At 65.1% G+C, this 25,499-nt stretch carries 20 protein-coding genes; 13 read left to right on the forward strand and 7 right to left on the reverse strand.

Annotated elements, in window-relative coordinates; genetic code table 11:
- The first annotated feature begins 88 nt into the window (after positions 1-88).
- From LB523_RS14550 to LB523_RS14600, 11 genes are all read left to right on the forward strand, one after another.
- Positions 89-1,285 carry an acyl-CoA dehydrogenase gene (locus LB523_RS14550; RefSeq protein ID WP_224603493.1) on the forward strand — a complete coding sequence of 399 codons (1,197 nt, stop codon included), beginning with the start codon at positions 89-91 and terminating at the stop codon, positions 1,283-1,285.
- Positions 1,286-1,391: 106 nt separating this feature from the next.
- Positions 1,392-4,742: a DUF2126 domain-containing protein gene (locus LB523_RS14555; RefSeq protein ID WP_224603496.1), complete on the forward strand. Its 3,351-nt coding sequence runs from the start codon at positions 1,392-1,394 to the stop codon at positions 4,740-4,742.
- Positions 4,743-4,748: 6 nt separating this feature from the next.
- Positions 4,749-7,160, forward strand: a complete 2,412-nt coding sequence (locus LB523_RS14560) for a circularly permuted type 2 ATP-grasp protein (protein WP_224603513.1) — start codon at positions 4,749-4,751, stop codon at positions 7,158-7,160.
- A gap of 124 nt (positions 7,161-7,284) precedes the next feature.
- Positions 7,285-8,169: a transglutaminase N-terminal domain-containing protein gene (locus LB523_RS14565; protein ID WP_095766410.1), complete on the forward strand. Its 885-nt coding sequence runs from the start codon at positions 7,285-7,287 to the stop codon at positions 8,167-8,169.
- A 110-nt stretch (positions 8,170-8,279) separates the two neighbouring features.
- A complete protein-coding gene (locus LB523_RS14570) occupies positions 8,280-9,215 on the forward strand; it encodes a glycosyltransferase family 2 protein (protein ID WP_224603516.1) in 936 nt (311 codons plus the stop codon).
- Entirely contained in the window at positions 9,215-10,087 is an 873-nt protein-coding gene (locus LB523_RS14575) for a glycosyltransferase family 2 protein (protein ID WP_224603519.1), read from the forward strand. The genes LB523_RS14570 and LB523_RS14575 overlap by 1 nt, the downstream gene beginning before the upstream one ends.
- Positions 10,084-10,827, forward strand: coding sequence for a hypothetical protein (locus LB523_RS14580; protein ID WP_224603522.1), 744 nt, complete (start codon positions 10,084-10,086; stop codon positions 10,825-10,827). The genes LB523_RS14575 and LB523_RS14580 overlap by 4 nt, the downstream gene beginning before the upstream one ends.
- 63 nt (positions 10,828-10,890) lie before the next feature.
- On the forward strand, positions 10,891-11,982 hold the full coding sequence (locus LB523_RS14585; protein ID WP_224603525.1) for a DNA topoisomerase IB: 1,092 nt from the start codon (positions 10,891-10,893) through the stop codon (positions 11,980-11,982).
- Between the two features lie 110 nt (positions 11,983-12,092).
- Entirely contained in the window at positions 12,093-12,467 is a 375-nt protein-coding gene (locus LB523_RS14590) for a YciI family protein (RefSeq protein WP_095766415.1), read from the forward strand.
- The gene (locus tag LB523_RS14595; RefSeq protein ID WP_224603528.1) at positions 12,464-13,738 is read left to right on the forward strand and encodes an RNA polymerase sigma factor; all 1,275 of its coding nucleotides are present in this window, start codon (positions 12,464-12,466) and stop codon (positions 13,736-13,738) included. The genes LB523_RS14590 and LB523_RS14595 overlap by 4 nt, the downstream gene beginning before the upstream one ends.
- A gap of 179 nt (positions 13,739-13,917) precedes the next feature.
- Positions 13,918-15,432 carry an aldehyde dehydrogenase family protein gene (locus LB523_RS14600; RefSeq protein ID WP_224603529.1) on the forward strand — a complete coding sequence of 505 codons (1,515 nt, stop codon included), beginning with the start codon at positions 13,918-13,920 and terminating at the stop codon, positions 15,430-15,432.
- Positions 15,433-15,519: 87 nt separating this feature from the next.
- On the opposite strand, the gene LB523_RS14605 is transcribed toward LB523_RS14600, so the two are convergent.
- From LB523_RS14605 to LB523_RS14630, 6 genes are all read right to left on the reverse strand, one after another.
- Positions 15,520-16,596, reverse strand: a complete 1,077-nt coding sequence (locus tag LB523_RS14605) for an ABC transporter ATP-binding protein (RefSeq protein ID WP_224603531.1) — start codon at positions 16,594-16,596, stop codon at positions 15,520-15,522.
- Positions 16,583-17,521: a PfkB family carbohydrate kinase gene (locus LB523_RS14610; RefSeq protein WP_095766418.1), complete on the reverse strand. Its 939-nt coding sequence runs from the start codon at positions 17,519-17,521 to the stop codon at positions 16,583-16,585. The genes LB523_RS14605 and LB523_RS14610 overlap by 14 nt, the downstream gene beginning before the upstream one ends.
- Complete coding sequence (locus LB523_RS14615; protein ID WP_224603533.1) at positions 17,521-18,537, reverse strand: SIS domain-containing protein; 1,017 nt, start codon at positions 18,535-18,537, stop codon at positions 17,521-17,523. Before LB523_RS14615 ends, LB523_RS14610 begins: the two co-directional genes overlap by 1 nt.
- A 2-nt stretch (positions 18,538-18,539) precedes the next feature.
- Positions 18,540-19,385 carry a carbohydrate ABC transporter permease gene (locus LB523_RS14620; protein ID WP_224603535.1) on the reverse strand — a complete coding sequence of 282 codons (846 nt, stop codon included), beginning with the start codon at positions 19,383-19,385 and terminating at the stop codon, positions 18,540-18,542.
- On the reverse strand, positions 19,385-20,269 hold the full coding sequence (locus tag LB523_RS14625; protein WP_224603545.1) for a carbohydrate ABC transporter permease: 885 nt from the start codon (positions 20,267-20,269) through the stop codon (positions 19,385-19,387). The genes LB523_RS14620 and LB523_RS14625 overlap by 1 nt, the downstream gene beginning before the upstream one ends.
- Positions 20,270-20,456: 187 nt before the next feature.
- Entirely contained in the window at positions 20,457-21,695 is a 1,239-nt protein-coding gene (locus LB523_RS14630; protein ID WP_224603557.1) for an extracellular solute-binding protein, read from the reverse strand.
- Positions 21,696-21,918: 223 nt separating this feature from the next.
- On the opposite strand from LB523_RS14630, the gene LB523_RS14635 reads away from it, so the two are divergent.
- Positions 21,919-23,121: an ROK family protein gene (locus LB523_RS14635; RefSeq protein WP_224603568.1), complete on the forward strand. Its 1,203-nt coding sequence runs from the start codon at positions 21,919-21,921 to the stop codon at positions 23,119-23,121.
- Between the two features lie 128 nt (positions 23,122-23,249).
- Here the strand turns inward: LB523_RS14635 and LB523_RS14640 are convergent, their stop codons facing one another.
- The gene (locus LB523_RS14640; RefSeq protein ID WP_224603570.1) at positions 23,250-24,116 is read right to left on the reverse strand and encodes a hypothetical protein; all 867 of its coding nucleotides are present in this window, start codon (positions 24,114-24,116) and stop codon (positions 23,250-23,252) included.
- A 463-nt stretch (positions 24,117-24,579) separates the two neighbouring features.
- Here LB523_RS14640 and LB523_RS14645 point away from each other — a divergent pair, with 463 nt between their 5' ends.
- Positions 24,580-25,413 carry a GNAT family N-acetyltransferase gene (locus LB523_RS14645; protein ID WP_224603572.1) on the forward strand — a complete coding sequence of 278 codons (834 nt, stop codon included), beginning with the start codon at positions 24,580-24,582 and terminating at the stop codon, positions 25,411-25,413.
- Positions 25,414-25,499: the final 86 nt, after the last annotated feature.

The raw sequence follows: 25,499 nt of genomic DNA on the forward strand, positions 1-25,499 counted from the left end.
ATTGATCCGTGATGCAATTTCGTTTGATTTTTTGCACGCGGAGTCCGATAAGCCGGCCACCTCAACAATATGTCGGGAGATCGAGGCCATGGCCGCCGAGAAGAACGCCTTCGTGTGGAACGATCCTTTCCTGATCGAGGACCAGCTTTCCGAGGACGAGCGCATGGTGCGCGACGGCGCTGCCGCCTTCGCCGCCGACAAGCTGGCGCCGCGCATCGAGGAAGCCTATGCCGACGAGAAGACCGACCCGTCGATCTTCCGCGAGATGGGCGAAGCGGGCCTGCTCGGCATCACCATTCAGGAAGAATATGGCGGGCTGGGCGCCAACTATGTGACTTACGGCCTGGTGGCGCGCGAAGTCGAGCGCATCGACTCAGGCTACCGCTCGATGATGAGCGTGCAATCCTCGCTGGTCATGTATCCGATCCATGCCTATGGCTCGGAAGCGCAACGCAAGAAATACCTGCCCAAGCTGGCGTCGGGCGAATGGATCGGCTGTTTCGGGCTCACCGAGCCAGACGCCGGCTCCGATCCAGGCGGCATGAAGGCGCGCGCCGAGAAGACCGCGAACGGCTACAGGCTTTCCGGCTCCAAGATGTGGATATCGAACGCGCCGATCGCCGACGTCTTCGTCGTGTGGGCGAAGCTGAAGGGCGACAGCGGCAAGGATGAGATCCGCGGCTTCGTGCTGGAAAAGGGCATGAAGGGACTGTCGGCCCCGAAGATCGGCGGCAAGTTGTCGTTGCGGGCGTCGATTACCGGCGAGGTGGTGCTGGAAGGCGTCGAGGTCGGCGAAGACGCGTTGCTGCCCAACGCCAAGGGCCTTGGCGGTCCGTTCGGCTGCCTCAACCGGGCGCGCTACGGCATCTCCTGGGGAGCGATGGGCGCGGCCGAGGATTGCTGGCAGCGGGCGCGGCAATACGGCCTCGACAGAAAACAGTTCGGCAAGCCGCTCGCCGGCACGCAATTGTTCCAGAAGAAGCTCGCCGACATGCAGACCGAAATCGCGCTCGGACTGCAGGGCTCGCTGCGCGTCGGCCGGCTGATGGACGAAGGCAAGATGGCGCCGGAGATGATCTCGATCGTCAAGCGCAACAATTGCGGCAAGGCGCTCGACATCGCTCGCCAGGCCCGCGACATGCATGGCGGCAACGGCATCCAGATCGGCTATCACGTGATGCGCCACGCGCAGAACCTGGAGACGGTCAACACCTACGAAGGCACGCATGATGTGCATGCGCTGATCCTCGGAAGGGCGCAGACGCGGATCCAGGCGTTTTTCTAAGCCGGCAAGGCTGCTTAAATTAGGTGCAGCGCAACATCTCTGCTTGGAGAATGGCCAGCATCTATGTCAGGGTTCGGCGAATTGAAACGCCGAACTCCGGGGCACCATGGCAATTCAGGCAGCCGTTCATCACCTGACCCATTACAAATATGACCGGCCGGTGGTGCTCGGTCCCCAGGTGATCAGGCTGCAGCCGGCGCCGCACTCGCGCACCAAGGTGCTCAGCCATTCGCTGAAGGTCGAGCCGGCAAACCACTTCGTCAACCTGCAGCAGGATCCCTACGGCAACTTCCTCGCCCGCTTCGTCTTCCCGGAACCGGTGACGGAATTGAAGATCGAGGTCGACCTCGTCGCCGACATGACGGTCTATAACCCGTTCGACTTCTTCGTCGAGGAAAGCGCCGAGACTTTCCCGTTCGACTACCCGGAGGAGATCAGGGAAGACCTCGCCATCTACCGGGCGCCGGAGCCCGCCGGGCCGCTGTTGACGGCATTCCTTCGCACGATCGGCCGCAGCCCGACAAACACCGTCAATTTCCTCGTCGACCTCAATGCAAGGTTGCAGCGCGAGATCGCCTATATCGTGCGCATGGAGACGGGCGTTTATTCGCCCGAGGAGACATTAGCCGCCGGCAAGGGCTCGTGCCGGGATTCGAGCTGGCTCTTGGTGCAGATCCTGCGCAATCTGGGCGTCGCCGCGCGCTTCGTCTCCGGCTATCTGATCCAGTTGAAGCCGGATCTCGTCTCGCTCGACGGACCGCCGGGGACCGCTGTCGACTTCACCGACCTGCATGCCTGGTGCGAGGTCTATATTCCGGGCGCCGGCTGGATCGGCTTCGACCCGACCTCCGGCCTGCTCACCGGCGAAAGCCATGTGCCGCTTGCCGCGACGCCGCATTTCCGCAATGCCGCGCCGATCTCAGGCATGGCGAGCTTCGCCAATGTCGATTTCAACTTCGACATGCGGGCCGACCGCATCGCCGAGCATCCGCGCATCACCAAGCCATTTTCGGACGAAAGCTGGGAGGCGCTCGATCGACTGGGCGAAAAGGTCGACGCGGTGCTGAAAGACGGCGACGTGCGGCTCACCATGGGCGGCGAGCCGACTTTCGTGTCGATCGACGATTTCGAATCCGCGGAATGGAACACGGCGGCCGTCGGTCCGACCAAGCGCGACAAGGCGGACCAGCTCATCCGCCGGCTGCGCGAGCGCTTTGCGCCGGGCGGCTTCCTGCATTACGGCCAGGGCAAGTGGTATCCGGGCGAGAGCCTGCCGCGCTGGACCTTCTCGCTCTACTGGCGCACCGATGGCGAGCCGATCTGGCGCGATCCGTCGCTGATCGCGCGCGAGACGAGCAGCGCCGCCATCGGGCCCGAACAGGCCGAAAGCCTGCTCACGGCGATCGCCGGCGAGCTCGGCATCGACAAGGCGATGGTCGGCGAGGCCTATGAGGATCCGGGCGAGTGGCTGCTCAAGGAAGGCAAGCTGCCGGACAATGTCGATCCGTCCAATTCGAAGCTGGAGGACCCGGAAGAGCGCAGCCGCATGGCGCGCGTCTTCGAGCGCGGCCTGACCAAGCCGTCAGGCTATGTGCTGCCGGTGCAGCGCTGGAACAGCCAGGCCGCTGGACAGCGCTGGCGCTCGGAAAAATGGAAGACCAGGCGCGGGCGCCTGTTTCTGGTGCCGGGCGACTCTCCAGTCGGCTACCGCTTGCCGCTCGGTACGTTGCCCTATGTTCCGCCGGCGCAATTCCCTTACATCGTGCCTGTCGACCCCTCAGTGCCACGGGGCGCGCTGCCTGCGCGCGCCGAAATCCTGCCGGAAACTCCGGCCGGCGGCGCGGACGAAATGGCGCGTCAGCAGGCTGAGGCCTCCTTCACTGCCGCCACGGCCCAGCAGGACCGGGTCGAGCAGCGACTGACCGAGATCGGCGGCGCGGTGCGGACCGCACTCACCGTCGAGCCGCGCGACGGCAGGCTCTGCGTGTTCATGCCGCCGGTCGAGGCGCTGGAGGATTATCTCGAACTGGTGGCGGCGGCGGAAAATGCTGCCCAGGCCATCGGGTTGCCGGTGCATATCGAGGGCCATGCTCCGCCGCACGACCCGCGCCTCAACGTCATCCGCGTCGCGCCGGATCCAGGCGTCATCGAGGTGAACATCCATCCGGCCGCCAACTGGCAGGAATGTGTTGCCACCACCACGGCTATCTACGAGGAAGCGCGGCAGTCGCGGCTCGGTACCGACAAGTTCATGATCGACGGCCGCCACACCGGCACCGGCGGCGGCAATCATGTCGTGGTCGGCGGCGCGACGCCCAATGACAGCCCGTTCCTGCGCCGGCCAGACCTTCTGAAGAGCCTGGTGCTGCAATGGCAGCGGCATCCGTCGCTGTCCTACCTGTTTTCGGGCCTGTTCATCGGCCCGACCAGCCAGGCGCCGCGCATCGACGAGGCGCGGCACGATTCGCTCTATGAGCTCGAGATCGCGCTGGCGCAGGTGCCGCATCCCGACAAGGGCGAGGCGCCCTTGCCGTGGCTGGTCGACCGGCTGTTCCGCAATCTCTTGACCGACGTGACCGGCAATACGCACCGTTCGGAAATCTGCATCGACAAACTGTTCTCGCCGGATGGCCCGACCGGCCGGCTCGGCCTGGTCGAGTTCCGCGGCTTCGAGATGCCGCCCAATGCGCGCATGAGCCTCGCGCAGCAATTGCTGGTGCGCGCGATCATCGCCCGCGCCTGGAGGAACCCGCTCGACGGCCGCTTCGTGCGCTGGGGCACCTCGCTGCACGACCGTTTCATGCTGCCGCACTACGTCTGGGCGGATTTCCTCGACGTGCTGGAGGATCTGAAGCTGAACGGCTTCGATTTCCGCCCCGAATGGTTCGCGGCCCAGCTCGAATTCCGTTTCCCGTTCTGCGGCGAGGTGCAACATGCCGGCGTCAAGCTGGAGTTGAGGCAGGCGCTCGAGCCGTGGCATGTGATGGGCGAGCAGGGCGCTATCGGCGGCACGGTACGCTTCGTCGATTCCTCGGTCGAGCGGCTGCAGGTGCGAACCGAAGGCCTCAATCCGGAGCGTCACGCCATCGTCTGCAACGGCCGCCTCGTGCCGATGAAGGTCACCGACAATCGCGAGATCGCGGTGGCCGGCGTTCGCTTCAAGGCCTGGCAGCCGGCGTCGGGCCTGCATCCGGCGCTGCCGGTCAACACGCCGCTGGTCTTTGACATCTATGACCGCTGGTCGGGCCGCTCGGTCGGCGGCTGCGTCTACCATGTCGCGCATCCGGGCGGCCGCAATTACGACACCTTCCCAGTCAACGGCAACGAGGCCGAGGCGCGACGGCTTGCCCGGTTCGAACCGCGCGGCCACACGCCGGGCGGCTATGTGCTGCGTGACGAAGAAGCTGCTGAAGAGTTCCCCATGACCCTTGACCTCAGGCAGCCGGCGAGATTCTGATCGACAATGGCCAAGGGGAATCAGAGACGGGCGGGCGGCAGGCCGCGGGCGCCGAGCCTGCTGGAACGCTACCGACCGATCGAAGGCGTCGTCGACGAGATGGTCGACGCGGCCGGCAGCCCGCGCCCGGCCTGGCGCTCCTTCATCGACGCACTCGACGATCTCGGGGCGGATCGGCTCGGGCAGCGGTTTGCCCGCGCCGACCAGTATCTGCGCGATGCCGGCGTCTATTACCGTGTCTATGAGCAGGCTGGCGCCAATGAGCGGGAGTGGCCGCTCGCGCATGTCCCGCTGCTGATCGACGAGAAGGAATGGGCCGACATCAGCGCCGGCCTCGTCCAGCGCGCCGACCTGTTCGAGGCGATCCTGTCCGACATTTACGGGCCGAACCGGTTGGTCGAGAAAGGCATTCTGCCAGCCGGTCTGATTGCAGCCAGTCCGGAATATCTGCGCCCGATAGCAGGCGTCCGGCCGGCCAACGGGCATTTTCTACACATGGTCGCCTTCGAGCTCGGCCGTGGCCCGGACGGTAGCTGGTGGGTGCTTGGCGATCGCACCCAGGCGCCGTCGGGCGCGGGCTTTGCGCTGGAGAACCGCGTCGCCACAACGCGTGCGCTGTCGGATATCTATGGCGAGATGCATGTGCATCGGCTCGCCGGCTTTTTCCGCCGCTTCCGCGACACGCTGAACGCCATGGCCAAGGAGTCCGGCGGTCGCGTCGCCATCCTGACGCCAGGGCCGCTCAACGAGACCTATTACGAGCACGCCTATATCGCCCGGTATCTGGGCATCATGCTGCTCGAGGGCGAGGACCTGACCGTTTCCGGCGGCAGGCTGATGGTGCGAACAGTTTCCGGCCTGATGCCGATCGGTGTCTTGTGGCGGCGGCTCGATGCCGCCTTCGCCGATCCGCTGGAGCTCAGGCCGGACTCGCAGATCGGCACACCGGGATTGGTCGAGGCAATCCGACGCGGCTCCGTATCGGCCGTCAATGCGCTGGGTTCGGGCCTGATGGAGACGCGGGCATTGCTGTCGTTCCTGCCCAGGATCGCGCGAGAACTGCAAGGTGACGATCTCAAACTGCCGAGCATCGCCACCTGGTGGTGCGGGCAGGAGGCGGAGCGCGCGCATGTGCTGGCCAATATCGACCGCATGGTGGTCGGCCCGGCGCTCTCGACCCGGCTTGCCTTCGAGGACGATGGCGCGACCCGGCTCGGCTCGTCCCTTTCGGCCGGCGAGCGGGCCGAGCTCATCGCGCGCATCGAGGCGGACGGCGCCGGCTTCGTCGGCCAGGAAGCCGTGACGCTGTCGACCACGCCGGTGTTCGTCGACGGCTTGCTGGAGCCGCGGCCTGCCAGCCTGCGCGTCTATCTGGCGCGCACACCGGAAGGCTGGACGGTGATGCCCGGCGGCTTCGCCCGTGTCGGATTTTCGCTCGACCCGACGGCGATTGCCATGCAGCGCGGCGGCCAGGCGGCGGATGTCTGGGTTGTCAGCGACAGGCCGGTCGAGCGCGAGACATTGTTGCCGCAGGAGCACGACGGGTTCACTCGCACCATGCCGGGGAGCCTGCCCAGCCGGGCGGCCGAGAACCTGACCTGGCTCGGACGCTATATCGAGCGCTCCGAAGACACGGTGCGCGTGCTGCGCGCCTATCACGTGCGGCTTGCCGAGACGTCCGATCCGGATATGCCGCTGCTTGCCGATATCAGGGACTATCTGGAACCGTTCGGCATCGACGTCGAAACGGCGATACCACCGGGGTTGATCGGCACTTTGGACAGCGCGGTCTACAGCGCCGGCCAGATTCGCGACCGCTTCTCTCCCGATGGCTGGCTGGCGCTGAAGGATCTGTCCAAGACCATCCACAAATTCGCGGAGACGGTCGCGCCCGGAGACGACGCGACGCGGGCGATGACGGTGATGCTGCGCAAGCTTGCCGGCTTTTCCGGCCTGCTGCACGAGAACATGTACCGCTTCACCGGCTGGCGCTTCCTGGAGATCGGCCGCAGGCTGGAACGCGGCATCCAGATTGCGCGCACGCTCAGCCAGCTGACAAGGAATGGGGCGCCGGAAGGGGCGCTGGACATGATGCTGGAGATCGGCGACAGCGTCATGACCCATCGCCGGCAATATCCGGTGCAGGCCGGGCGGCGCACGGTTATCGACCTGCTTGCGCTCGACCCGCTCAATCCTCGCTCCATCCTGTTCCAGCTCGAGCGGCTGAAGGCCGAGATCGGCATGCTGCCTTCGATCGGCGGCGAGGGGCACATGTCACCCGCCGCCAAGGAGATACTGCGGCTCAACACGGCAATAGCCGTCATGGAGCCGTCGGACATGAGCGCCAAGGCGCTCGACGACCTCGCCGGCCAGATAGGCGATCTCTACAACAGCCTCTCCAGAGCCTATTTCGGTTAGAGCATCTCCAGCGAAAAGGATCGCCTCCAATGCTCTATCTCTCTGTTTTTGCGCAATTCCGGACGCAAGGCTACGGCGAAGCCGCCGAGCCCAACCGCTACGCTTTTTTGCTGGAATTGCCCTAATGCTCTACGACATCAAACTCCATTTGCATTACGACTACGCCGCTGCCGCCGGCGGCGGACGGCACCAGGTGCGCGTCATGCCGCAGACGATCGCCGGAGTGCAGCGCGTGATCGCCGCCTCGCTGTCGTTCCAGCCGTCGCCGGCCGAGCGTGCCGATTTTTCCGATTTCTTCGGCAACAACGTCACCTCGATCGCCTTTCGCGACGCGCATGAGACGCTCGACATCCGCATGAGCGCGCGCGTGTCTGTCTCGCGGCCCGAGCCAGGTCTCGATGTCTCGCCCGATATAAGCGGGCTGAGGTCGGAGCTCGACCTGGTACGCTCGCTATTGCCGTCCGCGCCGCATCATTTCCTCGCCGCCAGCGACCATGCCGGCATCGATGCGGCGATCACGGCCTATGCGCGGGAAAGCCTAGCCGGCTCGGCGGTGGCAACGGCGGCCGATCTCTGCAACCGCATCCATCGCGATTTCACCTATGACGGCAAGGCAACCACGGTGCAGACGCGGGCAAGCGACGCCTTCGCGCTGAAACGCGGCGTCTGCCAGGATTTCTCGCATATCATGATCGCCGGCCTGCGCGGGCTTGGCATTCCCGCCGGTTATGTCAGCGGTTTTTTGCGCACGATCCCGCCCAAGGGCAAGCCTCGGCTCGAGGGCGCCGATGCCATGCATGCCTGGGTCAAGGCCTGGTGCGGACGCGATGCCGGCTGGCAGGAGTTCGACCCGACCAACGGCATAAGGGCGAGCAACGACCATATCACGGTCGGCTACGGCCGCGACTATTCCGACGTAGCGCCGATCGTCGGCGTGTTGAAGACCACCGGCGGCCAGGTCGGCGAGCAAGCGGTCGACGTCATTCCGGTCGTCGTCGAAAAGGTGTAACGACAACCCGATTGCCCGCGGGCGCTTCTCAAATGCGCCTGCCGTCGGTATCCTGGGCACGGGATTGACGGGGGCGCGCGCCTGCGTGGGCATGGCGCGCGGAGACAGATTTGGAAGCGGTAAGCGTCATCATACCAGCACATGATGCGGCTCGGACGATTGCCCGGACGCTCGCTTCACTGGTTTCGGAAAAAGAAGTTATCGGCGAGGTGCTGCTGGTTGACGATTCGTCGTCCGACGCCACCGCGGCCGTCGCCTCGGATTTGTCCTTGCAGTGCGGGTTGCCGCTGCGCGTCGTCAATTCGAGCTGCCGTGACGCCGGCGGCTCCAGGAATCTGGCTCTGGAGCAGGCCCGCTTTCCATGGATCTATCTGATCGATGCCGACGATATTCATCTGGAAGGCGGCCTGCGCGCACTGCTGGCCAAGGCCGCAGGGGATCGAGGAGCGGACATGGTGGTCGGCGCCTACCGCCGACAGGTCGGCGGCGAGGAGCGGTCGACCAAGCTGCCGGGCGGCTACACGACGAGCGGACCGGCCAATGCCTGCGCCTATCTCGAAGGGCGGATACGGTCGATCGCTGTCGGCAGCGCGCTGGTGTCGCGGCGGGTTGTCGGCGACACGAGGTTTCCCACCGGGCTCGCCTATGACGAGGACACGCTGTTTTGGGCGCGCCTGATGGCCAAAGCCTCGCTTGCGGTCCTGACACGACCGATCTTCATCTATTTCGTCTCGGCGGAGCGTTCCGACGACCGTTTCACGATCAGGCCCGCCGCTTGCTTTCTCGAATGGCGTCTGGCGCTGCGCCGGCTCCGGTCCTGCGGCATCGCGGAGCGGTCGCTCAAGACCAGGGAAGGCCTCGTCGCCTTGAAGATCGCGCGCGTTCATTATGCGCGCGGTGATTTCGACATGGCGGGAAGATTCCTCAGCGTGGCCGAAGCTGCGCCACGGACGGGCGCGGCTGTCTGGCGCTGCATGCGCTATCGGCTGAAGATCGCGTTGCGGCGCCGGTTCTCGGCGCCGGCCGCCCAATTGCAACGCGCCTGATGGCCGCAAGGCCGGATCTCGCGGTTGTGGTGATTGGTTTGCGGGCACCCGCCTCACTGGCGGCTGCGGTAAGGTCGGTACTCGACCAGAATGTTCCGCTCGAGATCGTGGTGGTGAATTCCGGCGGCGGCAACGCCATGGCGCTGCTTGCCGATTGCGGCATCGGCGTAACTGTCATCGATGTCGAGGAGCGGTTGTTTGCCGGGGCCGCGCGAAATCGCGGCATCGCTGCAACGCAGGCTCCGTTCATCGCCTTTCTCGCGGATGATTGCCTGGCCTGTCCGCAATGGGCCGAAATCCGGCTGCAGCGTCACCGGCAGGGCGCCGCGGCTGTGGCGAGCGCCGTCCTCAACAGCCATCCGCGCAATCTGGTCGCCTGCGCGGCGCATCTCGTCACCTATATGCGACGCCTGCCCGGTCTCCCGGCCGGGAAGGCGCAGTGCTACGGCGTTTCGTTCGACCGGAAGTTGTTCGAGCGATATGGAGCGTTCGACGAGGGGCTGAAGTCCGGAGAAGACACCGAATTCATGGCCAGACTGCCGGAGGCTCTGCGGCCGGTCTGGGAACCGAGGGTCCTGACCGTTCACCGCAACGAGATGAGCTTGTCCGGCTTGCTTGCCGACCAGTATCGCCGCGGGCGCCGCTATGGCGCCTATCTCCGGTCCCTCGACACCGGAAAACCCATGCGTCCGTTCCGAAAGGTGTTCCGCGACCGGCGCAATGTCGGCAAGCTGATCAAGGAGGGGTTGTCCGGCAAGGACAGGACCTTCGCAAGGCTGTCGCTGCCGATCGTGTGGCTGGCATTGTTCGCCAAATCGCTGGGGGCGTCCGCCGGCGCCCGGCATGGCGACACGACGGAGGACCGGCGATGATCACCATCGAGATGAAGCCGCCGCGTCGGCGGCGCGGCCGATGGTTTTGGTCACAGCGCAAAATCGTCGCCGTTTTCAGCTATCGCTACGATCAGCATCTCGTGCCCGACCTTATTGCCAATCTCGAGCCTGTCGTCGACGGCTGGATCGCCTATGACGACCGCGCCTCGGAGGGGCTTTTCAGCAGCGAGCCGCAGAGGCGGCGTGCGCTTATCGCCGCGGCCCATGAAGCCGGCGCCGATTGGGTTCTAGCCATGGATCCTGATGAAAGGCTGGAACAAGCCGTTGCCGGTCGGATCGGCCGGCTGACCAGCGGGCCCAGGCGCATCGCCTGGGGGTTCCGCTGTCGGGAACTGTATACGCCGGCCAGCTACAGGATCGATGGCCGCTGGGGCCAGAAGATGCAGCACAGGCTTTTTGCCGCCTATCCCCCGGACCGTTATCGATCGAAAGATCTGCACGGCGCCTGGTTTCCCGACGATATCGGCTTCAGGCTCGAGGATAGCGGTCTCAATCTTTATCATTTGAAGATGATCGAGCCAAAGCGGCGGGCGGCACGTCGCGACCTCTACAATCGCCTCGACCCGGATCGCCGGCTGCAGCAGATCGGCTACGACTATCTGGCGGACGAGTCGGGAATGGTTCTCGAGGCCGTGCCGGCCGGGCGAGAGTACATTCCCGCTCATGCCGACGACGGCGGGCTCTGGATGGCGGATCTCACCGCCAAGCGGCGGGACTGAAAGCTGTTTCGGAACCAGCCGCCGGTTACGCGGCTTATCTACGGGAACTTCCGTGGAGCCATCATGCTGCAACAATCGCGATCCTGCGTCGACCGGCCGGCAGGCGAGGACCGAAGCCGGAAAGACGGTGCGCAGGATTCGGCCGAGCGCGCGTCTCTCAGCTATGTCAGCGACACCGATCCCGGCGTCCGACGATTGAGAAAAGGCAAGGGATTTTCCTATGTCGGTCCGAACGGGCGCAAGGTCAGCGCGGAGACACTTGCCCGCATCAAGGCGATCGTCATTCCGCCGGCCTGGACGGATGTATGGATATCACCCGATCCGGACGGCCACATCCAGGCAACAGGCCGGGATCAGCGGGGCCGCAAGCAGTACCGCTATCACCCGCAATGGACCGAGGAACGCGACGGCGTCAAATATTCCAGCCTCGTCGCCTTCGCGCAAAGCCTGCCTGCCCTCAGGCGGCAGATCGATGCCGATCTGCGCCGCCACGGGCTGCCGATGGAGCGCGTCGTCGCCTCGGTGGTCTGGTTGCTCGACAACACCATGATCCGGATCGGCAACGCAGCCTATGCGCGCGACAACAAGAGTTTCGGACTGACCACGCTGCGCGACCGCCATGTCGAGATCACGGGCTCCAGTCTGCGCTTCGCCTTCAAGGGCAAGTCGGGCAAGGAATGGAAGCTGAAGCTGGCCGATCGCCGCATCGCCAAGATCGTGCGCGGCGCCCAGGACCTGCCGGGACAGAAGCTGTTCCAATATCTCGATGAGGATGGCGACCGGCGGCCGGTGCGTTCGGAGGACGTCAACCGCTATATTCGCGAGGCCTCCGGCGCCGAATTCAGCTCAAGACATTTCCGCACCTGGGGCGGCACCATCCACGCCGCTTCGCTGTTTGCGCAGACCGAGCTGCCGGAAAGCAAAACGCAGCAAAACCGGGTCATCAACAGCGTCGTCGACAAGGTCGCCGAGCGGTTGGGCAACACCCGTGCCGTCTGTCGCAAATGCTACATCCACCCGCTGGTGTTCGAGGCGTGGAGCAACGGGCGCCTGCTCGACGAAATCGCCGAAGCCAATAAGCGCAAGCGCGTCATACCCGGTCTCGACGAGGAAGAAACGCTGGTGCTCAGATGGCTGCAGGCGCGCGGCGCCTGACAGGCGGTTGCAGTGATCGTCAAGTCAGTGATCCTCGATAAATTTTTTTATCGACCTGGTGTCGGGAAGGGTCCTAGTGTCGCGTCCTTTGATACGGAAAGGACCCTGCCATGCTTTACGCCATCCTCTGCTACGCCTCCGAAGACGTCGTCTGCTCCTGGAGCAAGGAACAGGACGACGAGGTCATGGCAAAGCTCCTCAACGTGCAGGACAAATACGCCAAGGCGGGCCGGCTGGGGCCGGTGGCGCGCCTGTTGCCGACGACGGCGGCCACGACGCTGCGAAAGGTCAAAGGGGAATCGATCGTGCTCGACGGCCCATTCGCCGAGACCAAGGAACAATTCCTCGGCTTCTACACGCTCGAATGCAACGATCTCGACGAAGCCGTCGAATTCGCGCGCGAGCTTTCCGAAGTCAATCCGAGCGGCGGTTCCTACGAGATCCGGCCGGTTTCGGTCTTCAATCCGACAAAGGTCGCGGTATGACGGAACTCGCCTGGATAAGCGCCGCGATCAGCAATGCCCGCCCACAGGCGATGGGCGCGCTGCTGCGCTACTTCCGCGACCTCGACGCCGCGGAAGAGGCTTTCCAGGACGCGTGCCTGAGGGCGCTCAACAACTGGCCGAAGAACGGACCGCCACGCGATCCCGCGGCTTGGTTGATCTTCGTCGGACGCAACAGCGGCATCGACGCCGTGCGCAAGCGCGCCAAGCAGGCGCCGATGCCGGAAGAGGACCAGATTTCCGATCTTGAGGATGCCGAAGGCGATATGGCCGAGCGGCTGGACGGTGCGCATTATCGCGACGATATCCTGCGGCTTCTGTTCATCTGCTGCCATCCGGATCTGCCGGCGACGCAGCAGATCGCGGTGGCGCTGCGCATCGTGTCCGGCCTCACCGTCAAGCAGATCGCGCGCGCCTTCCTGGTCGGCGAGAGCGCCATGGAACAGCGCATCACCCGCGCCAAGGCGCGCATTGCCGATGCCGGCGTGCCGTTCGAGACGCCGGGCGCGGTCGAGCGCTCGGAGCGGCTCGCCGCAGTCTCCGCAATGGTCTATCTGATCTTCAACGAGGGCTATTCGAGCAATGGCGGCGAGGCGCCGGCTCGCGCGCCGCTGTGCGAGGAGGCGATCCGGCTCGCCCGGCTGCTGCTCAGGCTGTTCCAGCAGGAACCTGAAATCATGGGGCTGACGGCGCTGCTGCTTCTCCAGCATGCGCGGGCACCGGCGCGTTTCGACGAAGACGGCGAGATCGTGCTGCTCGAGGACCAGGACCGCTCGCTCTGGAGCCGCAAGATGATCGACGAGGGCTTGGCGCTGGTCGACAAGGCGCTGCGCCACCGCAAGCCCGGCCCTTATCAGGTGCAGGCGGCGATCGCGGCGCTGCATGCGCGGGCGGCGACGGCCGAGGATACCGACTGGACCGAGATCGACCTGCTCTACGGTCTGCTGGAGCAGATGCAGCCATCGCCGGTGGTAACGCTCAACCGCGCCGTCGCGGTCAGCAAGGTGCGCGGCCCGGAAGCCGCGCTTGCCATGATCGAGCCGCTGGAAGAGCGGCTGTCGGGCTATTTCCACTTCTTCGGGCTGAGGGGCGGGCTGCTGATGCAGCTTGGGCGCAACGACGAGGCGCGCATCGCCTTCGACCGCGCCATCGCGCTGGCCAACACCGCGGCCGAGGCGGCGCATATCCGCATGCATATCGACCGGCTGATCAAGGAAAGCACTGAGAAGTCTTCCTTCCAAAAAGCGCGCTGATCCGGCTTCGCCGTCTGGCCCAATTTCGCAATCCGGCCTTGGACCATGCCGGGGTAGCGGTTTTCTCCCGAAACGCGTAATGCCACGCCATGAAAGCGTCCGGCTGTGCCCGACGGCACGGACATGGCGCATGGCTTCCACGCCCGTCCCATGAGCGGCGGGATATGAAAGGGACAAAAATGACGTTAGCGAAGGAAACCGCTTCACTTCTTGAGAAACTGGGCGTCGCCGGGGATGCGCTTTCGGGGGGCGACCTGATCGTGCGCAGCCCGGTGACGGGCGAACAGATCGCGGCGCTGAAGTCGATCTCGGCCGCCGACGCCGGCAAGGCCATCGATGCCGCGCACAAGGCTTTCCAGGCCTGGCGGCTGGTGCCGGGGCCAAAGCGCGGCGAGCTGGTGCGCCTGCTCGGCGAGGAGCTGCGCGCGCATAAGGACGAGCTTGGCCGGCTGGTGTCGATCGAGGTCGGCAAGATCCCGTCCGAGGGGCTGGGCGAAGTCCAGGAGATGATCGACATCTGCGATTTCGCCGTCGGCCTTTCCCGGCAACTCTATGGCCTCACCATCGCCACCGAGCGCCCCGGACACCGCATGATGGAGACCTGGCATCCGCTCGGCGTCGTCGGGGTGATCTCGGCCTTCAATTTCCCGGTTGCCGTTTGGTCTTGGAACTCGGCGCTGGCCTTCGTCTGCGGCGACGCGGTGGTGTGGAAACCGTCGGAAAAGACGCCGCTGACGGCGCTTGCCTGCGAGGCGATCTTCAAGCGCGCCGCCAAGCGTTTCGGCACTGATGCGCCGGCAGGGCTGCTGCAGGTGCTGATCGGCGACCGCGCTGCCGGCGAGGTGCTGGTGGATCATCCGAAGGTGCCGCTGGTCTCGGCCACCGGCTCGACCCGAATGGGCCGCGAGGTCGGCCCCAGGCTCGCCAGGCGTTTTGCGCGCGCCGTGCTCGAGCTCGGCGGCAACAATGCCGGCATCGTCACGCCCACCGCCGATCTCGACATGGCGCTGCGGGCGATTGCCTTCGGCGCCATGGGCACGGCCGGCCAACGTTGCACCACGTTGCGGCGTCTGTTCGTGCATGACAGCGTCTATGACGCGCTCTTGCCGCGGCTGAAGAAGGCCTATCAGTCCGTCTCGGTCGGCAATCCGCTGGAGGGCAAGGCGCTGGTCGGTCCGCTGATCGACAAGGCGGCCTTCGACAACATGCAGAAGGCATTGAAGGAGGCTGAAGCGCATGGCGGCAAGGTGACCGGCGGCACGCGGGTCGAGAACGGCCACCCGGACGCCTATTATGTGCATCCGGCACTGGTCGAGATGCCTGCCCAGGTCTCGCCGGTGACGGAAGAGACCTTCGCGCCGATCCTCTATGTAATGAAATACTCCGATTTCGACGAGGCACTGGAGCAGCACAATGCCGTGGGCGCCGGCCTGTCATCGTCGATCTTCACGCGCGACCTGCAGGAATCGGAGCGTTTCCTTGGCGTCGACGGTTCGGATTGCGGCATCGCCAACGTCAATATCGGCACCTCGGGCGCGGAGATCGGCGGCGCGTTCGGCGGCGAGAAGGAGACCGGCGGCGGCCGCGAGAGCGGCTCGGACGCCTGGAAGGCTTATATGCGCCGCGCCACCAATACGGTGAACTATTCCAAGGCGCTGCCGCTCGCGCAAGGCGTGTCGTTCGACATCGATTGAGGGACGAAGCGACGGGTCAGCCCTCACCCGCGAGCTGACCCGGCTCGACTATCGATCGGGCCATGCGGGCGGAAGGCGGTCGATTGCTCAGAAAGCCTTGCCGGTAGCCGGATCGAAGAGGCGGAGCGCGTCCGCATCGAAGACGAACGCGCATGGCTGACCCTTGGCGACGCGGGCGCGCGGCGGCAAGGTCGCCGTCAAGTTCTGCGCGCCGATCCGGGCCGTGGTGACCTGTTCGGGACCGGTCAGTTCGACGACGTCGATCTCGACCGGCAGTGACAGATCGGCGCCGCTGCCCGGCCCCAGCCGGAGCGCTTCCGGCCTCACCCCGACAATGACCTGAGCACCGTCACGGCCTGCTTTGGCGTAGCGCGCCGGCAGCGCCAGCCGCGCATCCGTGCCGGCAATGGCGAGCTTGCCGTCCTCGACAAAAGCTTCCAGCATGTTCATCGCAGGCGCGCCGACGAAGCCTGCCACATAGAGCGTCGCCGGATGGTTGTAGATCTCTTCCGGCGTGCCGAGCTGCTCGACACGACCGTCGCGCATGACGGCGATGCGGGTCGCCAGCGTCATCGCCTCGATCTGGTCGTGGGTGACGTAGACGACCGTGGTGCGCAGCATCTCATGCAGGCGCTTCAACTCGGTGCGCATCTCGAGCCGCAGCTTGGCGTCGAGGTTGGAGAGCGGCTCGTCGAACAGGAAGACCTGCGGCTTGCGCACCAGCGCCCGGCCGATAGCGACGCGCTGGCGCTGGCCGCCGGAGAGCTGCCCGGGCTTGCGGTCGAGCAGGTTCTCGATTTGCAAAAGCTTCGCCGCCTCGCGCACAGCCTTGTCGCGCTCGGCTACGGGAACCTTGCGCATCTCCAGCCCGAAGCCGATGTTGCGGCTCACCGTCAGGTTCGGATAGAGCGCGTAGGACTGGAAGACCATGGCGATGTCGCGGTTCTTCGGATGCACGCCAAGCACGGACCGGCCGCCGATCAACACGTCGCCGCTGGTCGCCTCGGCAAGACCAGCGATGATGTTGAGCAAGGTCGACTTGCCGCAGCCGGAGGAGCCCAGCAGCACCAGGAACTCGCCGTTCTCGAGCGCGATGTCGATGCCTTTCAGCGTTTCGACGCTGCCGTAATTCTTGCGGATATCGCGGATTTCAAGCGCGCTCATGGATGGCTTCCTCGAAGAAAATCGGCCCGCCATAATCGCGGGGCAGGGTGGAAATGGCCCGCGATGCCACCTGAACAGCCGCTGCAAGGCAACGTGCCAGAGCGTGCTCCCGAGCAAGCGCCGCCAGAAAGGCGCCGTTGAAGACATCGCCGGCGCCGATGGTGTCGACGACGTTGACGCGTGGCGCGGTCGCATCGATGATCTGGCCGTCCGGGCCGATAGCGATCGCGCCCTCGGGTCCGCGCTTGACGACCACGGTCGCGGCTTTTTTCATGCCGTCGCGGATCTTGCGTGCCGCGTCCGTGGGATTCTTCAACCCCGCCAGCGTCGTCGTCTCGACCTCGTTGAAGAGCGCAAGCTCGCAACGCGACAGCCAGGCGCGCGCCGCGGCACAATTTTGCGCCGTCCAGCCATCCATCGGCCAGCCGGTGTCGAGCGCGACGGCGATGCGGTGTGCCTCCGCCCAATCGAAAAAAGCATCGTACTGGCGCGTGAGGTCGTCGGTCAGGAAGGAGCCGCAAAGCAGCGCGTAGCCGCCCGAAAGCCGCTTGCCGTCCAGAACCGAAAGCACGTCGTCGAGATTGAAGCGCGGCAGGTGACCGCGGGTGGTGAAGAAGGTGCGTTCGCCGTCCGGATGGGTCATGCCGACCGACAGCGTCGTGCCCTCCGTGTGGACCGGCCATCTCGCGGCGCGGCCCCCGAATGCCTCGCGCAGCCAGCGCCCGAACTGGTCGTCGCCAAGATTGGCGGCAATCTCGAAATCGATGCCCAGCGCCTGCCAGGCAAGCGCCGTGTTACCGGCCTGGCCGCCGACACGCAGGTCATCGTGGTCGACGACGGTCTCCGTGCCCGCCTTCGGCCAGGGCGCGACCGGCCCGACGATCAGATCGACATTGACGTTGCCGATCACAGCGAGCGGCCGCATCACTCGCTCCTGGTGATCTTGGTGGTGCGCACCGGCGTTCCGGCATTCTCGACGCGGGAATCGGCGAAGGCGATCATCAGGCGCTGCGCCACCGGCAGCATGGCAAAGATTGCCGCCAGTCCGGACGCGGGCTTGAACCTCAATGTGACGGCGCCTGCGACCGGCGGTTTGCCCGAAGCGTCGAAGACGATCAGCGGCGCCCCGGTCTCGACCACTGAAGTGGCCATGGCGGTGACGAGGTCGGCGGTCGGGTCGTTGCCGCGGAAGAGCACGACGCCAATGCTTGGGCCCAGCATCTCCATCGGCCCGTGGCGCAACTGACCGCCTTCGAGCGAGAAACAAGGCAGGCGCGACAATTCGGTGAAGCCGAGCGCAAGGGCTTCAGCCACGCCTTGAAGCTTGCGGCCGGACGTGACGATGGTCGTGACCATTCTCAGCGCCGCGAGCGCGGCATCGATCTCGACCGTCTGGGGCGCCTTGAGCCCGGCGAGCGCGCCGGCGGGATCGTCGCCTAGCGCAGTCAGGATGGCGAGATGCAGGGCGAAGGTCACGGTCAGGCTGCGGGTCGCGGCAAAGGCGAGCTCGCTACCGCCGGCGCCGACGAGGCAAGGCACCGTACGGCCAAGAAACGAGCCGGCCTCGAGCGTCAGACCGAAGGTCTCCGTGCGATCGCCGGTCTCGGCAAACCAGCGCAAGACCTCGGCGCTTTCGCCGGATTGAGAGGTGACGATCACCGTCTTGCCGGCCAGCGGAAGCGGCTGGCCGAGCTGCTCCGACAGCGGCAGCGCGATGGCGTCGATGCCGTGCGCGCGATAGAGCGGCTCGACTGCGCGGGCGACGGCATGCGAGGCGCCCATGCCGAGCAGGAGGAGCCTGCCGTTCTTGTTGATCGAGGCAGCGATCTCGGCGGCTACTTCTCGATTGCTGGCGAACGAGGCAAGCGCATCCTCATGCTGGCGCGCCATCTCGCGGTCGATGGCAAGGAGGCCTGTCGGCCGTTGTTTGTCTGCGGTCATGATTATCCTTTCACACCGCCGCTGGTCAGGCCCGAGATCAGCGCGCGTTGCATGACGAGGCCGATCAGCACCGGCGGCAAGGCCGCAAGCACGCCGGCGGTGGCGATCAGTCCGTAGTCGGAGACGCGGCCGCCGGCCAGATCGGCGATGGCGACCGTCAGCGTCTTTGCCCGCTGGTCCGAGGTGAAGAGCAGGGCGTAGAAGAACTCGTCCCAGGCAAGCAGCACGGCAAACAACGCCGATGTCGCCACCACGGGCGCCGCCAGCGGCAAGGTGATGATGCGCCAGGTCTGGAACAGTCCCGCCCCGTCGATCATGGCCGCCGCCTCGATCTCGCGCGGGATGGAATCGAAACCCGATTTCATCAGCCAGGTGGTGAAGGGCGCGAGGATCGTCAGATAGATCAGCGCCAGGCCGAAGACGTTGTTGAGCAGGCCGAGATGGGACAGGCCCATGTAAAGGGGTACAGAGAGTGCCACCGGCGGCAGCATGTAGGTGGCGATCACCATCGAAAGCGACCAGCCGACCGAAGGCGTACGCGAAACGGCCCAGCCGGCCGGCACGGCAAGCACAACAGCGGCGAGCGTCGCCATGCCGGCGACCTCCAGGCTGTTGCGCAGCGATGCGGTGAAGGCGGCGCCGGCACTGTTCTCGGCCCTCGATAGAAGCTGCGTGTAACGGGAGAAGTCGGCCGCCTGCGGCCACCAGCGCAGCGGCTTGGCGGCGAGGTCGGCGGCCGGCGATATGCTCATGACGAAAAGCCAGGCGAGCGGCGCCAGGATCACCACGGCGAGCAGGATGGCGCAGGCATAGACGAAGGCGGTGAAGACCTGGCTCTTGCGTTCCATCAGGCCGCGCTCCCCGCGGTCTTCTTGACCAGCGTCGCATAAGCGACGGCGAGCACTGTGACGAGCAGGGTGACGATCAGCGCCAGCGAGGCGCCGGAGCCGGCGCGCTGGAAGGAGAAGGCTTCCTGGTAGACCAGGATCGACAGCGAGCGCGTGCTGTTGGCGGGGCCGCCGCGCGTCATGACCCAGATGATGTCGAAGACCTTGAAGGCCTCGATGGTGCGCAGCACCAGTGCCACCATCAGCGGGCCTGCCAAATAGGGCAGGATGACGAAGCGGAAGCGGTTGAGCGGGCCCGCGCCGTCGACAAGCGCCGCTGCGGTGATGTCGCGCGGCACGGCCTGCAGGGCGGCGAGCGCAATCAGCGCGACCAGCGGGAAATTCTTCCAGCAGTCGGCGACGATCAGCGCCGCGAGCGCTGTGCCGGGCTCACCCAGCCAGGAGCGATAGTCATCGATGAGATGGAGTTGCGTCAGCGCGGCGTTCAGCGCGCCATATTCGGGATTGTAGATCAGCCGCCAGAGCGTCGCGTTGACGACGGTGGGCAGCGCCCAGGGCAGGATCATCAGTCCGCGCAAGACGGCGCGACCGCGGAACTCCTGATTGAGCAGCAGCGCCGCCAGCACGCCGAGCACCATCTCGGCGGCGACCGAGATGACGGCGAACCAGGTGGTGGTCGAGAGCGTGCGGGCGAAGTTCGAGCTGGTCAGCATCTTGGTGTAGTTGTCGAAGCCGACGTAGTTGCCGGACGTGCCGACCAGGTGGGCGTCGGTGAAGGAAAGCCTGACGGTATCGACCAACGGCCAGCCGATGACGGCCACCATGATCATCAGAAGCGGCAGCATCAACAGCCACGCGCGCATCGTCATCCAGGTGCCCGACATTAGAGCGCCTCTCTCCTGTCATCCGGTCAGAGCGGTTCACCCGTTTCACGGGAACGGCGAACCGCTCTATCTCTTTGTTTTGACGCAATTCCGGACGGAAAACCGCTTCACACTTTTCCTGGAATTGCTCTAGAAATAGCACGGGCGGCGCTCGTGGATGAGGCCGCCCGCGTGGAGGAACGCCAGATCAGAGGCCGCTGTTTTCGGCAGCGGTCTTGAGCGCGTCTTCCGGCGTCGCCTGGCCGAGCAGCGATTCCTGGATCGCCTGCTGCAGCGCCGTCGACAGCTGCTGGTATTTCGGCGTGGTCGGGCGCGGATACATCGCGGCAAGACCGAGCTTGGCGGCGGCGATCAGTTCTTCCTGGCCCTTGGTGACGGCCGGATCGTCATAGGATGAGGCCCAGATCGGCAGCGACAGCTTGGCATACTGGTTCTGGGTCGCCTGCGAGGTCATGAACTCGATATATTTCCAGGCTTCGTCCGGGTGCTTCGACACCGCCGTGACGCCAAGGCCCATCGAGCCGTTGACGGCCGAGACCTCGCTGGTGCCGGCAACGCCCGGCGCCGGCACGACGCCGACCTTGCCCGCGACCTTGGAGTCCTTCGGATCGTTGGCCATGTTGTACATGTAGGTCCAGTTCAGCGCGAAAGCGGCGTCGCCGTTCTCGAACACCTTGCGCACATCCTCTTCCAGGAATTCCTTGGAGTTCGGATTGGTCAGGCCCGACTTGTAGCTGTCGACCATGTATTTCAGCGCCGAGAGACCGCCGCCGTTCTGGAAGTCGGGCTTGCCGTCCTTGAGGAAGTCGCCGCCATAGGCGCTGACCAGCGTGGTGTAGTCGCAGATGGCGGCTTCGGCCTGCGACCAGCTCCAGGCGATCGGCGTCTTCAGCAAGCCCTTGTCCTGGATGGCCTTGGCCTGCTGGCCGAGTTCTTCCCAGGTCTTCGGCGGCGCCTTGATACCTGCCTTTTCCAGGATTTCCTTGTTGTAGAACAGGTATTTGGTGTCGAGAATCCACGGCATGCCATAGTACTTGCCGTCATACTGGACGGTGGTCCAGGCCCCGGGCAGAACGCCCTTCTTCATGTCATCGGTGATCTTCGACGAGACATCGACCAGCACCTTGTTGGTCGCATATTCGGCCGGCCAGATGACGTCGAACAGCACCACGTCATAGCCGCCGCCGGATCCTTGGGCGAGCACGGTCTTGTCGTGCAGGCCTTCATAGGGAACGAATTCGAGATTGACCTTGATGTCCGGATTGGCCTTGGTGAAGGCCTCCGTCATCGAGCGCACGTCGGCCTCGCTATAGGCGGCCTGCGCCATGAAGAGCGCGTTCAAGGTGGTTTCAGCAAAGGCGTGGGGGACGAGCAGCCCGCCAACGAACACCGCGCCCAGAAGTGTCTTACCGGTCGATTTCAGCATTTGTATTTCTCCCATTTTCGACGGCTGCGAGTGGGCGGCCAAGGCTGTGCCGCTTTCTCGAATTCGCATCGCGTCTGACCGGATCCATCCCCAACGGCATGCGGCGGAGCTCGAAAGCTTTTGCCGTCTTTTTTTAGAACCGCGCGGGTTTCACCTATTAAGTCAATTCGCTTGACTTAATTAGTCGATCAATCCTTTAATGGAGTCAAGAGGGGAAACGACGGTGCACGACATCAGCCCGATCCGCGCCAAAAGCGGCACCAACCAGGAGGGAACGAGCGCCCATAATCGCCGCGTCATGATCGAGGCGCTGCGGCTCAACGGCGCGCTTTCGCGCGCCGACCTGGCGCGGGCGACGCAGCTTACCAAGCAGGCGGTCTCCAACATCGTCGAGGATCTCGAGCGCGATGGCCTGGTCGTGGCGCTGGATGCGGTGCGCAAGGGCAGGGGACAGCCTTTCACGCCCTACCGGCTGGTCCCTGAGGGAGCTTTCGCCATCGGGCTGCAGATCGACCGGCATTTGACACGCGTGGTGGTGGTCGATCTCGTCGGCAAGGTGATCGCACGCGCCGAGGCGGGGCTGCCGTTCGACGTGCCCTCAGAGGGCGTGGAAATAATCCTCGGCTTGGTCGACCGTGTCAGAGGCGAGCTGGCTTCCTTGTTTGCCCAGTCCGAGCGGCGGCTGGTCGGATTGGGCGTCGCCATGCCGGGACCGTTCGGGCTGAAGAACCCCGACAACAAATGGATGATGCCTGCCTGGCAGCAATTTCCGCTGGTGGAGGCGCTTGCGGCCGGCACCGGGCTCGATGTAGGCCTGCAGAACGATGCGGCGGCCTGCGCGACGGCGGAGCGGATCGTCGGCGCGGCGCATGGCGTCGACCACGCCGTCTGCCTTTATGTCGGTTACGGCATAGCAGCCGGACTGATCCTCAATGGCGAGCTCTACAGCGGCGGCAACGGCAATGCGGGAGAGGTCGGCATGGCCCTGCTTTCGCCGGCCGGCCCCGGTTCCACGCCGCTCGAACACCGTGCATCGCTGGCCTCGCTCTACCAGCATCTCGGCCTCGACCCCACCGAGAGGGGGCTTTACGAGACGCTCGGCGCGCTGGCGCTCGCGCAAGACCCGAGGGTCATGGGCTGGGTCGAGAAAGCCGCGTCCGACCTGCGCTGGAGCGTGCATCTGATCGAAACGATCTTCGATCCGCAAACCGTCATCCTCACCTCCAGCGCGCCGGAGGCGCTCGCCCGGCTCCTGCTTCGGGCCATGCATCCGCTGCTGCCGTCGATCGCGGATCGCCCGGTCCGGCGCCTGCCACGGCTGCAACTGGGCACCACCGACCCCTGGGCGATCGCGGTCGGCGCCGCGGCAGAGCCGATCAGCCGGGCCTTCGATCCGCGCTTTTCCGCGATCCTGAAGGCCGGATAGAAGCTGTCGGCCCGTCGCCTGCGTCGCTTGCGGCGAAAGCCGCGACGATGATGGCGAGCTTGACCGCCTGCGCGGCGCCCGCCAGCGCGGGTACCGGTCTTGCGCGGCGCCAGGCGGAGTCTTGACGGTCAGCGATTCTTCAGAGCTGAGATACAGGCTTCGAAGGCCTCGTCGACGACGGCGAGCTTGGCTGCCTGGACGGCCATGTATTCGTCGAAGAAAGTCCTCGAAACCCACATCACGGAATGGCCGCGCTGGCCGATCCAGCCGATGCTGCCGAGCGCCTCGGCATCATACAGTTTGCGCGCCAGATGGGTGCGTGAGAGCTTCAACCAGTGGGCGAATTCCCTGACCGAGATGACGCCGGTCGGTATCCTGTCGAGATGGACATCCTCAGGATCGATACCGGACATCAGCCAGTCCATGACGATGCCGCCGTTGTTTAGCCAGATGAACAATGAAAAGGTCTGCCCAGGCTCCCGCACTGCGCCGCTGGCCAGCAATCCATCGGCGATCAGAGGCTGCAGGATGGGCAGCATCTCGGGTCGCTCGAGGAAGGTTTCCAGCCGGTTCGCGCCATCTATGCGGTCGAGCGTTCTCAGATGCGCGTAAATCCAGCCGGTGAAGGTCTCTATGGTGCCCGCCGTGACCCGCAACGGATGGGCGCGGCCATCACCGCTGGCCGAAATATATTCGGCGATGTTGTAGCGCAGCATCTCCTTGACGAAGGCCTCGGCGGTGTTGCGGCTGGCCACGGAATTGCGGCGCACGACCTCGATGAAACGCGCCATCGTCATGTCGGTACGGCGGTCGTTGGGATCGCGCCGGAAATGCAGAGCCAAGCCGACATGAGCGAGCAGCCAGCGCTGCTGGGTGGCAAACACGGCAGCCAGCCGCGGGCTCGTTTGATAAATATGGATGAGCGCCTTGGACTGCTCCTGGATACCGTGAAGCGCTGCCGGATGACGGGCGATCTCTGCGGCACTCAGCGGCATTTCCTACGGCACTCCATGCGATTCCAAGCAACGACAAATGAAGATTCCCAGTCTTCGCCGGTCGTGTCCAGTTGCCCATTGGAACAACGAACGATCAGGCGGTGAATTCGCTGCTAACTCTTTGCATCGGTTCGGGAAAGCCGTCGGGCCCGCAGCTCCTGCGTTGAATTGACGAGTCCCGCCAGGCGAGCATAGGTTCCGCGCCATCAGGGCTGCGGGGAGTGCTTCCCGGGGCCGGGCTCCGTCCCTGGTGCCGATTCGCAGACAATCCTGCAGGATCCGCGCTTCGAGGATGCCGCGTTTGTCGGGCCAGCGCGACGGTCTCCAATACATGCGCCTTGGCGTCGGCCGCGCCGGTCGGCGCCGATCGATAACGTATGGTTGACGAGGAATCCGCGCAGCACTTTGCAGCCTGAGGAGGGCGGCCTATCCTGGTCGGTGATGGCCGACCCTGAGTGAAACGATGCCGAGAACAATCAGGACGCTGACCGCCAGCGAGGTGGAAACGCTTGTTGGCTGGGCAGCGGAGGAGGGCTGGAATCCGGGCACCGGCGATGCCGCGGCGTTTCGGGCGGTCGATCCGCAAGGGTTCATCGGCGCCTTTGTCGGCGGCGAGATGGTGGCCGGCATTTCGGCCGTCGCATACGGCTCGGGCTTTGGCTTTATCGGCCTCTACATCTGCCGGCCCGACCGGCGTGGCGAAGGTCACGGCAAGGCGGTCTGGGACGCCGGCATGGCGCGTCTGGGCAACCGCATCATCGGTCTCGACGGGGTGGCCGAGCAGCAGGCGAACTACCGGCGTATGGGCTTCGTGCCTGCCTATGAGACCGTCCGCCACAGCGGCCGCCCCGCCGGCTTGCCCGAGGGCGACAAGACAAGACCCGTGGCGGCCGGCGACATGGTCGAGATTTTCGCCTACGATCGCAAGTGCTTTCCAGCACTGCGCGAAACCTTCTTTGGCGAGTGGCTGCGGCCGCCGCGGATTGCGCGGCTCTCAGCCGGACCGGACGGTATTACCGGCTACGGCTTCGCGCGCCGCTGCAGGCAGGGTTTCAAGGTCGGGCCGCTGTTCGCAGATCGGACGGACCTGGCCCTGGCAATGCTGGCGGACCTGTCGGACACAACTGCCGGTGAGGAATTGCATATCGACGTGCCGGCCGGCCAGGTTCAATTCACCGCCATGCTGCAGGCCGCCGGCATGGTTCCGGGCTTCACGACGACACGCATGTACAAGGGCGGCAAGCCCGGCAACGACCAGTCGACGGTTTTCGGCGTCACGACGCTCGAGCTGGGATGATCGCGTGCTGAGATCATTGTTTTGCCTGGCTGGTCCATGCGACATGGCTTCATGACGTGGTTGCCTTTGCCGAGCTGCGTTTCGGA

The sequence above is a fragment of the Mesorhizobium sp. ESP-6-4 genome, assembly GCF_020164735.1.
Lineage (GTDB): Bacteria > Pseudomonadota > Alphaproteobacteria > Rhizobiales > Rhizobiaceae > Mesorhizobium.